Origin of the sequence: Shewanella sp. 10N.286.52.C2, from assembly GCF_002874545.1 — a bacterium.
Classification (GTDB): Bacteria; Pseudomonadota; Gammaproteobacteria; order Enterobacterales; family Shewanellaceae; genus Shewanella.
Genome location: NZ_MCTV01000068.1, coordinates 222,776 through 234,386, shown reverse-complemented (window position 1 = coordinate 234,386; position 11,611 = coordinate 222,776). Strand labels below are relative to the sequence as shown.

The window sequence follows — 11,611 nt, the reverse complement described above, 5'->3', positions numbered from 1 at the left end:
TAAGAGTCGCGGTGGTGAGTTAATGAGCTCATGACGTCATACTTTTTCGTCGTATTATTAGCAAACCTACAGCTAAGATTAACATGACACCTGAGGTACTACCGCCACTGACTATCACTTCAGTTTCAATGATTTCTTCTTCAATATAAACCGTATCTCTATCGCTACTTTCTAACGGCAAGGCATATAAGCTATCAGCCTCTTCACTACTGATGGTGGCAACAATATCCTCATAACCCACCTCATATAAATCAATCAGTACGTCATAGTAATCGGTTTTATACCCTTGGGCTAAGGTGGTTAGCACCTCATAACTGTCATCTTCAGCTTCGCCATAAATGGTAAAAATATCGGTGGAGTAATAATGCTGCCACGGGCCGCCATTTCGGCTTAAATACAATTCAGCATAAACATTAGCAGGCTCGCCGACACTAAAGCCGTAAACATCAGCATCAAAGGTCACGGTAAAAGTTTGATAAAAACCATCTTCATCAAAATCATCATATAAATGACTGTAGGCCTGATAAATCGTAAAATCCCTAAGCCCCGGCTGCACATACATCATAGAGGCAGTTTTGGTTATGGCATTATTGGTTAAGGTATTTTTAGGCGCTACTTGTGATGTGGTTTGTTTAGATAACTGCGATAACTGCTTGATGCGCACTGAACGCTCAACGGCTAGCGCAGGCTCAAGCTGCTTGGCATTATTTACCAATGCGTTAATGCGCTGCGGGTCAACCTTCACTTGGTTTGGCTTTTCTGAGGCAGTTAATTGTCGCCCTTCACTACTCACTAATACTTTTGCCTGCACTTGATTTGATAAAGCAGCCACATTTGACAAAGCAGCCGCTTCAGAGGCGACAGCAGTGTGTACAAAACCGCTCATCGATAAAAGCACTACTGCCGTCAGCGACCATTTTGAAATAGATAAAGTCATCATAATCAATCCTTGTTTTCAATGCGCTTGGTGAAACCTGCTTTCTATTTAAGTGCATTGAAAATGAATATAAGCTGAACACGTTCAGCTAGAATTCATCAAAGCCATTAGATAATGATTAAAACTACTGCTGTGAGATAGGCAGTTTTGATAGCGAAGCGCTATTTCTATATTGCAGCAGATCTTTTACACTGATGACTGATTTCAAAGATAAATATTCAATTGGACTTGGCAAATGAGCAAAGTAACAACGAAATTACGCATTCCCCTGACTATCTTAATATTGAGTTTTCTCAGTATCGGATTAGTTCAGGCTGCGCCAGTTTCAGGCAATTGGAGTCAACAAGGCATCCATCAGCGTGCCCATCAATCGCCCAATCAGCATGCGCCCAATCAAAAAAAAACCAACCAGTCGAAAAAGTTAGCCGTTAATAGCTCACAGCAGGCAGCGCAACTGGCTAAAAGGCAATACTCGGCTAAAGTGCTGTCGGTGCAATCAACCTCAGTGAACGGCTCTCCTGGCTATCGGGTTAAACTACTGTCAAATAAAGGCATGGTGTTTTACGCCACCGTCAATGCACGTTCAGGTTCAGTTTCAAGAAACTAATCTTTAACCGCCATCGTTGCCAAAGCTTAATTTTTAGCAACTAAATTCAAGAGGCTAGGCATGAGAATATTATTAGTTGAAGATGATTTAGGCTTACAACACAATCTCACTGAGCACCTTCAAGGGGCAAATTACAGCGTTGATATTTCATCTGATGGCGAAGACGGATTGTTTCAAGCCTCTGAGTATCAATATGATGCAGCTATCATCGATGTGGGGTTACCTAAAATAGATGGCCTGAGCTTAATTACCCAGCTGCGTGAAAAACAAATCGATTATCCGATTTTGATTTTAACCGCTAGAGATGGCTGGCAAGACAAGGTGCTAGGGTTAGATTCTGGCGCAGATGATTACCTCACTAAACCTTTTCAGCCTGAAGAGTTAGTCGCCCGTCTCAATGCATTAATCCGCCGCTCAGCTGGGCAAGCAAGTCCGGTGATCAGTAATGGCCCTTTTAGTCTTAATACCCGCACCTTAGCGTTAACGCATTTACAGCAGTCGGTTATTTTAAGTAGCTCCGAATTCAAACTGTTTGAATATTTTATGATGCATCAGGGTGAAGTGATTTCTAAACCCACCTTAATTGAACATATTTACGATCAGGATTTTGACTTGGATTCCAACGTCATTGAAGTGTTTATCCGCCGCTTACGTAAAAAGCTCGACCCCGATAACCAATATAAATTAATTGAAACTTTGCGTGGCCAAGGTTATCGCCTTCGCCAGCTAAGTAAATAACACACTAATGAAAAAGCCATTAACTTTGCCTCGACTCGCACTCTTTAACTCCTTAAAAGTAAGGTTGATGCTCAGTGGCTTAGTGTTAATTGTGGTGTTACTGCCTCTCATTGGCGCGGCGGTTAATAACGCCTTTAAACATCAAATCGCCCAATCGATTAATAACCAGTTAAAAGCCTATGTGTATTCGGTGCTGGCAGTGGCAGAAGTCAAAGACAATAAGGTGGTGATGCCCAATTACTTATTGGAAAATCAATTTAATATTGTCGGCTCGGGTTTGTATGCACTTATCACTTCAAATTCTCCCTCTGGCGTTAATGAAGTATGGTCATCAGAATCTTTTTTAGGCTTAACCCTGCCTCAATTACCAATACCGGCCATGGGCGAAGGCAAGCTTACTCAAATCATCTTTGATGATGACATTAGTAATGAACCCAATAATCATGTGGTATATAACTTCACCGTTTCTTTTGAAACAGATAAAAAACCGCTACAAATAACGGTTCATATCATTAAAGATGACGCAGATTTTCAAAGGCAAATTAGTGAGTTTAGCAACACTCTATGGACATGGTTAGCAGTGTTAATGGTGGTACTAGCCTTGATACAGGCCATATGGTTGCTGTGGACATTAAAACCGTTAAACCGTTTTACTCAAGAGCTCACGTTAGTCGAGCAAGGTGAGCAAACTCGCATTGAGCAAAACTACCCAATAGAGCTCAACGCGGTGGCAAAACAGCTCAATGTGCTATTAAAAACCGAGCAACAGCAAAGGCAGCGTTATAAAAATGCCTTAGCCGATCTAGCCCATAGTTTAAAAACCCCCTTAGCTGTGCTGCAAAGCCAAAAAGACTTAAGTGCCGACTCCAAAGAGCAAGCCAGCAATATCAATAACATCATTAGCTATCAGCTCAATAAAGCCAAAACTAGCGGTAATAAGCCTTGGCATTTAGGGGTTAAAGTGGATGATGTCGCCAGCAAGTTAATCAGAACCTTAAGTAAAATATACCAACAGCAACACCTTGATATCGATTACCAAGCCCAAGCCAACATACTATTTAAAGGTGAAGAAGCTGACTTAAGTGAAATGCTTGGCAACCTGTTAGACAACGCCTGTAAAGCCGCTAAGGCCCAAGTTTGCCTTAGCGTAGTTCAAACCGATAACCAATTACACTTTATCATTGAAGATGACGGCAAAGGCCTAAGCCCTGAGCAGCAGCAAGGGATTTTTGAACGTGGCATCAGAGCCGATACCTACCAACAAGGTCACGGTATTGGCTTAGCCATAGTGCGTGATATTGTCGAAAGTTATCAGGGGCAATTAAGCGTCGGTGCATCTGACACTTATGGCGGCGCTAAATTCACCATCACATTTAATGACTAGCTTTTACCATTAGCCGCTTAATTCACTCAAAATAAATTCCCTGCTTTCATCTTGTGTTCATTTTCACTTCGTTATCCTATATCTAACATTCAAAAACTGCCTTTATCAAAAAGGAGTTGGAGACGATATGATATTAATGAATACGACTTTTAATCGCATCAGAACAAGCCTAGTTGCCGTGTGCATTATGCTTTCTCCTGCGGTATTAGCGGCCACAGACAACGGCGCACAAACACTGGCGAGCGATCAAGCCTACAGTCAAGATGCTGAGCAGCTGTCTGAAGCGCAGCTGGCGCAAATGCTTGCTCCTATTGCCTTATATCCAGATAGTTTGTTAACCCATATTCTGATTGCGTCTACCTACCCTCTAGAGGTAGTACAAGCGCATCGCTGGCAGCAAGAAAATAGTCAGCTTGATAGCGAACAAAAAATGCAGCAAGCCGAGCAACAGGATTGGGACCCTAGCGTCATGGCATTAGTGGCCTTTCCCACTGTGCTTGAAAAGCTTAATGAAGATCTTGATTGGACTCAGGAGTTAGGTGAAGCATTTCTGCAAGATGAAGAAACGGTATTAGCCAGCATTCAAACATTGCGCCATCAAGCCGATGAAGCCAATAGTTTTGATGATATGGAAAACATGACCATCACCCGTGAAGAAAAGCAGATCATTATTGAGCCTGCCCGTACGGAAGTGGTTTATGTTCCCTATTACGATCCAAGAATTGTTTACGGTAGCTGGCGCTGGAATGCATACCCACCAGTATATTGGCGTTATCCATCTTATGTGCATTACCGCCCGAACCGCCCAATTTATTGGGGACCAAGTGTTTATATCAACTTTAACTACTTCTTTGGCGCGGTGCATTGGTCAAATAGACGCGTGGTGGTGATTAATCATCATAAGACTCGTTACTATCGTAAGCCCCATAAGATTGCCTATAGCCAAGGCTCACACCGCTGGAAGCACAAACCTGCTCATCGCCGCGGGGTTGCATATAAAGCGCCGAGAGTAAGCCATAAGTATGATCGTGCCCGTTACAATAACAGCCACAAGCTGGCTCATGCTCAAAAACCTGGTCATAAAGGTAAGCCAGCACAGCTACATAACTCTAAGCCAAGCCATATAGCAAAGCAGCAACGTGTGAATAAAGCATTAAAAAATAATCATAATGCTAAGCCGAGCTATAGCTCAAGACCCAGCACTAAGCCCAGTACTAGACCGAGCACTAGACCGAGCACTAGACCAAGTAATACGAATAAAATGCATAATGGCCAGCAGGATAAAGCGCTGAGAACGGCAAATAAATCACAGCCAAACCGTTCAAATAAGGCTAATCAAAGCCAAAAAGCGACCAAGCAACCGAGCAGCAGACAAGCGACAAACAGGCAGGTTACTAATAGACAAGCGACCAGCAGACCGACTGTTAATAAACAGCAAAGTAGCAAGCACTATAACCAAACAGCGCGAGTGAATAACAACCGTAGCGCCCAAAACCACAGCATCAAGCCGCAGCAAAGAGCGAGTAATACATCCCACAACAACCGTGGTGGTAGTCGCTCAAGCAGTCATCACTCGTCGTCTAAACAGCGAGTGAAATAAACTCCGCTTTGGCTTAGTCAAAAGCTGGGCCAGAAGTTGAGTCAAAAGCTGAACCAGAAGTTGAGGCAAAAACTGAGTCTGAAATAAATAAAAAGCCTGAATCACATTCACTGTGACTCAGGCTTTTTTATCCCAAGATTAAATAAGTTAGTTTAATTGGGTAACACAATGTTGACCTTTAACCCTTGAGGCTTAGCTTGATGAAAACTCATATCACCTTGATGCAGCATAATAATTAGCTGACAAATGGATAACCCTAGCCCTGCACCTTGGGATACATTTTCATCAACCCGATAAAAACGGTTCTTGGCTAAATCAATTTCGCTTGCAGACATGCCTATGCCTTGATCAATGATATTTATAACGCATTGGTTAGCCTCTTGCTCAGCACCAATGCTAATAACCGATTCTTTAGGGCTGTATTTACAGGCATTTTCGATAATGTTTTTTAATACTAATTCAAGATAAAAGCTATCAGCTTTAACGGTAAGTCCCTTAGGAATATCAAGCTGCCACTGATAATCGGCCACAATATGCACTAACTGATTAATCACATTATCAATTAGGCTTTGTAAGTCGCATTCAGCCTTATTAATCGCTTCAATGGCATCAACCCTTGAGAGTAATAACAGTTGCTCAACAGTATGACTCATACGCTTAATTCCCTGCCCCATGGCTTGAGTATAAGGCATTGCTTGTTGCTTTAAGCTTTCATCGGTTGATGAATTAATCACGCTTTCTAAACCATCACCATGAAGTTTAATGATGGCTAAGGGCGTTTTTAACTCGTGGGCCGCATCAGCACTAAAGCGTCGTTCGCGGATCATCATATCGGCGATACGGGCTAAATAACTATTAAGCGACTGCTGAATTGTAATAAGTTCTGACGGTAAGCGGATATTAATTGGCGCTAGATCTTGAGCACTGCGATAAGCTAAATGGCGCTCGAGTAGCTTGATGGGTTTAAATAAGTAGTAAGTCACCAATAGCATGATAAGCAACATGATAGGCGCAATAATCAAAGGCGAGCGCCAGCTATTGGCGTTAATCTTATCCACCAACTCTTGGCGCACATCATCACGCTGTGCAGTCACAATCCACACCTGTTGCGCCGTTGAAAACAAGCTGTACACATGCCAGGTGTGCTCACCGACTGCCTGATAGGCATAGCCGTGGTTAAAATCCGTTAGCGGTTTTACACCAGTATTATCTGAGTATGCAAGTAACTCACCTGCTGCGGTAAATAATTGAAATGACAGCTTTCGCTCGTAAGAGAGGGTTTCTACCGTAGACTGCTCGGCAAAGGTTTCTATTTCAGACTCTGACACATGAAAGCGAATAGGTTGCTCAATTAAGCTTGCTACTTTGGCGGCAGTAAGCCTTTTGACATAAAACAAATCCAGCACTTTGGCGGTTTGCACCATTTCTGCATCAAATAGCTCTTCTATCTCGTACATGGCATCGCGGCTACTCAGCACACTGGCAACCGATACGGTCAGTAAGATGCCGACTAACATCAATAAACTAAGGGAGAAACGTAACGAAAACATAATATCCTTTTATGATCTACTGACCATTAATGCTTATTGAATTTCAGCTAAAATATAGCCAATGCCCCTAACAGTTTTAATCAGTTCTGGGGCCATTTTTTTACGTAAATGATGAATATGCACTTCAATGGAATTACTGCCGACTTCATCCCAACCATAGGTTAATTGCTCAAGCTGGCTGCGGGTTAGTACTCGCCCTGCTGATTGGGCAAACTCCAATAACAATTGATATTCCCGTCGTGGCAGGTTGATTAATTGCTCTCGAAAATGCACTTCACAACAACTGAAATCGATGGTCAATGCGCCGAAACTAAATTGATTGTTATCTAAGCCGTGTTGGCGGCGAACAATCGCTCGCAGTCTGGCAACTAATTCCCGCACATCAAACGGTTTACTGAGATAATCATCTGCGCCAATGTCTAAACAGCTTAAGCGAGTATCAAAATCCGTATTGGCGGTCAGCACAATAATCGGCAAAGATACTCCCGCTTTACGCCAGTACTTTAATAAATCTTCGCCATTGCCATCAGGCAAACCTAAATCAAGAATAATGGCGCTAAAATCTTCATTATCCAGCGCCGCTAATGCTTGGTTATAAGAACATAAGTGATCCACTTGGATCCCTTCTTTAGCCAAACTCAAAACCACGCCTTGTGCTAATAACTGATTGTCTTCTACTAACAATACCCGCATCGGTTATTCCTTTATTGTTTTTATAATAACTAAAGCGCGATTTAAGCTTATCTAAACACTTTAAAGTCAACACCTTGCTCACTCAAAAAGGCTTCAGCAGCAGCGCCTTTTAACATTGCCATGGTCGATAACATTCCCGCGGTTACGCTATTTGGCCCTAATACCGTCACTGAAAGCGGCGCTTGCTCCACAGGATATCCTGTTCGAGGATTAATAATGTGGCCATAGCGTTTTTGATCCACTTCAATGTAGCGCCGAGTGGTGCCGCTAGTGGCTAATGCGCCTTGGCGTATGGTTAACAGCGCCGCGGCATTATCCAATTGCTGCGGGTTTTCAATCCCCACTTGCCAGCCATCTGGGTTAAGGATGGGACAGGCAATATCGCCGCCAAAATTAACTAACACAGAGATATCAGGCCAACGCTTGCTGAGTAATTGCGCTGTACTATCCACCGCATACTCTTTGCCTATGCCACCAAAATCTAAACTCATTGCTGCAGGCATAGTCAATTTGCTGTCAGTAAAATCAATGGCGCTAAAATCCACTAGCTTTAATGCCGATTTAATCGCACTAGCTGGTGGCACTTGATGGCTACCATCAAAGCGCCACAACTTCATTAAAGGACCTGCGCTGATATCAAAAGCGCCGTCACTTAATTGATAACATTGCTGGGCAAATTGCAGTAAATGTGCGGTTTCAGCATCAATGTTAACCGCCTGCCCTTGGGCATTATTGAGTTGCCAAACAATATTACCTTGTAAAAAACGGCTATATTTACGCTCTATTCGTTTGGCTTCAGCCACCGCGATATTTAACATCTGCTGGGCAATGCGCTCATCATCTAGTCGCATTAACATTTCACATGGACTTGCCATGGCGCTAAATGAACCTAAAAAGCCCCAAGGGCGACGTGTAAGCGTCGCGACCTGTGGGGCCTTAGATGTAGCGGCTTGTGATGTAACAGCGGCTTTATTTAACAATTTCAATAACTCTGATGTTTTGCGTTTATTTATCTTAAGACTATTTATTTAAAACGAATAGCTTATTTGAGCTACGATTGCTTTCACCGATGGAAATAAATCCTGATTATTTAACTCACCAGGGATATCTGTGCCGTTGTTTTCAGGGTTTTGCTGATAATACTCAATACGATAGCTCAGTTCATGGCCGCCAGATAAGCGATGGCCAAACTTAAGCCCTACGGTATATGCTGACATGTCACCAATGCGATAATCCGCACTGGCATACTCAGGTAATGCTGCTTCTGTACGCAAAAATGGCTGATAAAACTCAGCAGCTTGCTGCTGGTAATAACGCAAATGCAGCTGGCCATATAAGCTTGGAGTAAAGTAATAGCGATAATGGGTTTCTAAAGTGTGCGCTTGAATATCCCAGTCATCAGTATTGTAGCGATAAGAGAAATCAATCACCCCTGAGTCCAATGCGCCTTTTGCTAACAAGAAAACACTGTGCTTAGTGCGCGAGTCTGGGCGGTTTTCGTAGCGATAACCATGGGACTCACCATTACCATCGACCATACTGAGAATTTTATAGGGATCGGTCATATAACCCGAAACACTTGAAAAGCCGTAGTTAGCTTGCATTAACCAATTGCGATTCAAGATTTGGGTCACACCTAGCATGACATCAGCGGTTTGCTTGGTATCATCACCGTCTAATCGAGTGGCGTCAAATGCAGCTTGAAAGGCATCATCGCCATCATAATCACCGCGAAATACCATTTCTGATAATGCCACAGGACGACCGCCAACAGGATCAACAGTATCATTAGTATAGGCACCCGATAAGGCAAGAGTGGTGTTGTTTTTGTTAAAACTGCGCTCCACACCCGCATTTAAGCCTAATGATAAATAATCGTATTCTTTAGAGCCATAAACACCCAAGTTAACCGTCCAGTCAGGATTTAAAATCTCCTGCCAATTGGCACTTAACTGCACTCGAGTATCTTGGAACGTATCATCAAGGGGCGTTTCACCTGGGGCGACCGTATACTCTCCCTTACCTGAAGGTCGTGTAAAGGTTTGGCTGATGGATTGTGCTACAGCGCCAGAAGCTGAAGCGCCGGTTAAGCTGTCGACAACGATTTTCATATCGAGCAGCGAATCTTCACCAAAGGCTTTTTGCACATTACCAATAGCTTCAACGGCTTGTACACGGTCTTGCTCACCGTAATACATAATGGCGGCATCGACTTTCCAATCATCGTTTGCCGGTACCGGCTCTTGTGCGCTAGCTTGTTGTGACAACAAACTGCAGCTAGCCATGGCCAATGCACTAGCGATGCTTTGTTTCGGCGTTAGTTTCGAAGTTAGTTGCATCCACAACCTCCACCAGCTAATGAGCGTCCGCCACTGGTGCCTTCTTTACTGAAGTAAATATGGTCATCCAATGCTAAATCTAACTTTTCATTATTAAGTGCCATATCAGCGCGGGCAAATTGATCCTTCTCCCACGGCTCTACCCCTAAACTCGAACAGCCTGCTAAACTGCTGATAATAGACAAGGCCAATAACAGCTTAATGTATTGCTTAAAACTCGATTTTTTCATTGGCTTATTCCTTTAATAACAGTTGAATTTCATGTTCGTAAGCAGGCTTGTTCTTGTCAAAAAAACCAACATGACGCTGAACTAATTCGCCTTGGCGGTTAAATAAATAGCTACTTGGCATACCAGGTAAATCAAACTCCCTTGCCACATCCCCTTCTGGATTAAAGCGTAAATTAAAATTAGCGGGGATTTTAGTGAGGAACTCATGGGCTAACTCAGTATCAACATCAAGATTGATAGCAACCACTTCAAAGCCTTGCTGCTGGTATTTGGCCTGCATCTGGTTCATCCAAGGAAAAGACTTTCGACATGGACCGCACCATGATGCCCAAAAATCCACATACACCACCTTGCCAGCAAACTCTTTCAAGCTAGTTTCGGTGCCATCTTTGGTTAGTACAGTATGCTCAAGTGAAGGCGCGGCAAATAATGGGCCGCTAAAGGCCAATGTGAGTAACAAACTCGCTAGTAATGATCGCTTCATGGAGTCTCGCTTTGTTAGTTTTAATTTTTGAGGAGTCATGAATGACTAATTTTTAATGATTCAATATCATCTAAGTTAAATCTTCAATCTTAAGGTTTTATTAAGCATTGTGACGAGTTAGTTTAACAGAGTGTTAAGTTGGAGAGTTAAATAGGTAAAGATTAACCCGTTAACAAGGTCTGACGAGTATAGGATAGCGAACAAGAGTTGGTTAATGAGGACTAATAATCACCGCGCTAGCACTAACGCCATGACGCGGTCTTGAAGCAATAGCTAGAACAACCGCTGATACGCTGCTCAATAGGCTTAGTTCAACACAACTGGTGACAGTGTTTACCCGCCGATGATTCTCGAGACTAAGCCCTTATCGTGGGTAAATTCGGCCAGTATTATTCCGGCCAAATGCAAACTGATAAACGGAATAAAATACCACAAGGCAAGTTTATGCACGGTTTCAGCTTGGTGTTCAATTGACTCTGGCCCAAATTCAATCAACAAGCCTGTGGAGACCGATAACGCAATACCCAGATAAAATAGCCAATATACCCACGCTTGAAATTTTTCACGGCCGCTAGCCTGTTTACTGAATGCGCTAGGGTATTGTAAACCGCATTTTGCCATGTAGATAAACCGCAGCGACACAAAAACAGCCACCGCATAACCAAAATATAGGTGCCACTGGAACATCACATTACGGATACTTTTAGCAATGATGACGGCTTGTTTATCGCTGATGAGTAAATCAAGCGGCAATAGCCCTTGTTGGATCATCTCTGCCATATGATTTTTCTCCATCCAGCCTAAACGCAGTAAGATGGTTAACAGCATCACCAACATCGACAACGCAAGCCCCCAATGCAGAAGACGATGGATAGCAGGGAAATGGCTGTGAGTACTCATAAAAACCTCAGCGATTGAAAGTGAATGATTATTATAAGAGGTAAAACTTAACATTTGCTTATGCTAGATCATTGAGCGTTTCACCTTACCAAGCCAATGACATTCAATAACCTCGGTTCAAACACCTCGGTTCAAACACCTCAGTTCAA

General features: G+C 43.0%; 12 protein-coding genes. 4 read left to right on the top strand and 8 right to left on the bottom strand.

The features are described from left to right. Positions 1–28: 28 nt before the first annotated feature. On the bottom strand, positions 29–940 hold the full coding sequence (locus BCU94_RS19685; protein WP_198590912.1) for a choice-of-anchor H family protein: 912 nt from the start codon (positions 938–940) through the stop codon (positions 29–31). Between the two features lie 232 nt (positions 941–1,172). Between BCU94_RS19685 and BCU94_RS19560 the strand changes: the two genes are divergently transcribed. The 4 genes from BCU94_RS19560 to BCU94_RS18775 all read left to right on the top strand — a co-directional run bounded on the left by BCU94_RS19560 (position 1,173) and on the right by BCU94_RS18775 (position 5,266). Next, on the top strand, positions 1,173–1,544 hold the full coding sequence (locus BCU94_RS19560; protein ID WP_133126440.1) for a PepSY domain-containing protein: 372 nt from the start codon (positions 1,173–1,175) through the stop codon (positions 1,542–1,544). Between the two features lie 60 nt (positions 1,545–1,604). Continuing rightward, complete coding sequence (locus BCU94_RS18785) at positions 1,605–2,282, top strand: response regulator transcription factor (RefSeq protein ID WP_102477216.1); 678 nt, start codon at positions 1,605–1,607, stop codon at positions 2,280–2,282. Between the two features lie 7 nt (positions 2,283–2,289). Next, the gene (locus BCU94_RS18780; RefSeq protein ID WP_102477215.1) at positions 2,290–3,666 is read left to right on the top strand and encodes an ATP-binding protein; all 1,377 of its coding nucleotides are present in this window, start codon (positions 2,290–2,292) and stop codon (positions 3,664–3,666) included. A 127-nt stretch (positions 3,667–3,793) separates the two neighbouring features. Further along, positions 3,794–5,266, top strand: a complete 1,473-nt coding sequence (locus BCU94_RS18775; protein ID WP_241905029.1) for a DUF3300 domain-containing protein — start codon at positions 3,794–3,796, stop codon at positions 5,264–5,266. A 152-nt stretch (positions 5,267–5,418) separates the two neighbouring features. Here BCU94_RS18775 and BCU94_RS18770 read toward each other — a convergent pair whose 3' ends face one another. The 7 genes from BCU94_RS18770 to BCU94_RS18740 form a co-directional block, all read right to left on the bottom strand. Next, entirely contained in the window at positions 5,419–6,816 is a 1,398-nt protein-coding gene (locus BCU94_RS18770; RefSeq protein ID WP_102477214.1) for an ATP-binding protein, read from the bottom strand. A 33-nt stretch (positions 6,817–6,849) separates the two neighbouring features. Then, on the bottom strand, positions 6,850–7,509 hold the full coding sequence (locus BCU94_RS18765) for a response regulator transcription factor (protein ID WP_102477213.1): 660 nt from the start codon (positions 7,507–7,509) through the stop codon (positions 6,850–6,852). Positions 7,510–7,556: 47 nt separating this feature from the next. Continuing rightward, the gene (locus tag BCU94_RS18760) at positions 7,557–8,384 is read right to left on the bottom strand and encodes an FAD:protein FMN transferase (protein ID WP_102477212.1); all 828 of its coding nucleotides are present in this window, start codon (positions 8,382–8,384) and stop codon (positions 7,557–7,559) included. A gap of 153 nt (positions 8,385–8,537) precedes the next feature. After that, positions 8,538–9,848, bottom strand: coding sequence for a DUF3570 domain-containing protein (locus BCU94_RS18755; protein WP_102440586.1), 1,311 nt, complete (start codon positions 9,846–9,848; stop codon positions 8,538–8,540). Then, positions 9,839–10,078, bottom strand: a complete 240-nt coding sequence (locus BCU94_RS18750; protein WP_102440587.1) for a DUF4266 domain-containing protein — start codon at positions 10,076–10,078, stop codon at positions 9,839–9,841. The genes BCU94_RS18755 and BCU94_RS18750 overlap by 10 nt, the downstream gene beginning before the upstream one ends. 4 nt (positions 10,079–10,082) lie before the next feature. Beyond that, positions 10,083–10,562 carry a TlpA disulfide reductase family protein gene (locus BCU94_RS18745; protein WP_102440588.1) on the bottom strand — a complete coding sequence of 160 codons (480 nt, stop codon included), beginning with the start codon at positions 10,560–10,562 and terminating at the stop codon, positions 10,083–10,085. A 333-nt stretch (positions 10,563–10,895) separates the two neighbouring features. Continuing rightward, complete coding sequence (locus BCU94_RS18740; RefSeq protein WP_157936137.1) at positions 10,896–11,462, bottom strand: cytochrome b/b6 domain-containing protein; 567 nt, start codon at positions 11,460–11,462, stop codon at positions 10,896–10,898. Positions 11,463–11,611 lie beyond the last annotated feature (149 nt).

Coding starts and splice junctions, on each gene's coding strand:
- BCU94_RS19685 (WP_198590912.1), bottom strand. CDS start 940: ATGATGACTTTATCTATTTCAAAATGGTCGCTGACGGCAGTAGTGCTT.
- BCU94_RS19560 (WP_133126440.1), top strand. CDS start 1,173: ATGAGCAAAGTAACAACGAAATTACGCATTCCCCTGACTATCTTAATA.
- BCU94_RS18785 (WP_102477216.1), top strand. CDS start 1,605: ATGAGAATATTATTAGTTGAAGATGATTTAGGCTTACAACACAATCTC.
- BCU94_RS18780 (WP_102477215.1), top strand. CDS start 2,290: ATGAAAAAGCCATTAACTTTGCCTCGACTCGCACTCTTTAACTCCTTA.
- BCU94_RS18775 (WP_241905029.1), top strand. CDS start 3,794: ATGATATTAATGAATACGACTTTTAATCGCATCAGAACAAGCCTAGTT.
- BCU94_RS18770 (WP_102477214.1), bottom strand. CDS start 6,816: ATGTTTTCGTTACGTTTCTCCCTTAGTTTATTGATGTTAGTCGGCATC.
- BCU94_RS18765 (WP_102477213.1), bottom strand. CDS start 7,509: ATGCGGGTATTGTTAGTAGAAGACAATCAGTTATTAGCACAAGGCGTG.
- BCU94_RS18760 (WP_102477212.1), bottom strand. CDS start 8,384: ATGGCAAGTCCATGTGAAATGTTAATGCGACTAGATGATGAGCGCATT.
- BCU94_RS18755 (WP_102440586.1), bottom strand. CDS start 9,848: ATGCAACTAACTTCGAAACTAACGCCGAAACAAAGCATCGCTAGTGCA.
- BCU94_RS18750 (WP_102440587.1), bottom strand. CDS start 10,078: ATGAAAAAATCGAGTTTTAAGCAATACATTAAGCTGTTATTGGCCTTG.
- BCU94_RS18745 (WP_102440588.1), bottom strand. CDS start 10,562: ATGAAGCGATCATTACTAGCGAGTTTGTTACTCACATTGGCCTTTAGC.
- BCU94_RS18740 (WP_157936137.1), bottom strand. CDS start 11,462: ATGAGTACTCACAGCCATTTCCCTGCTATCCATCGTCTTCTGCATTGG.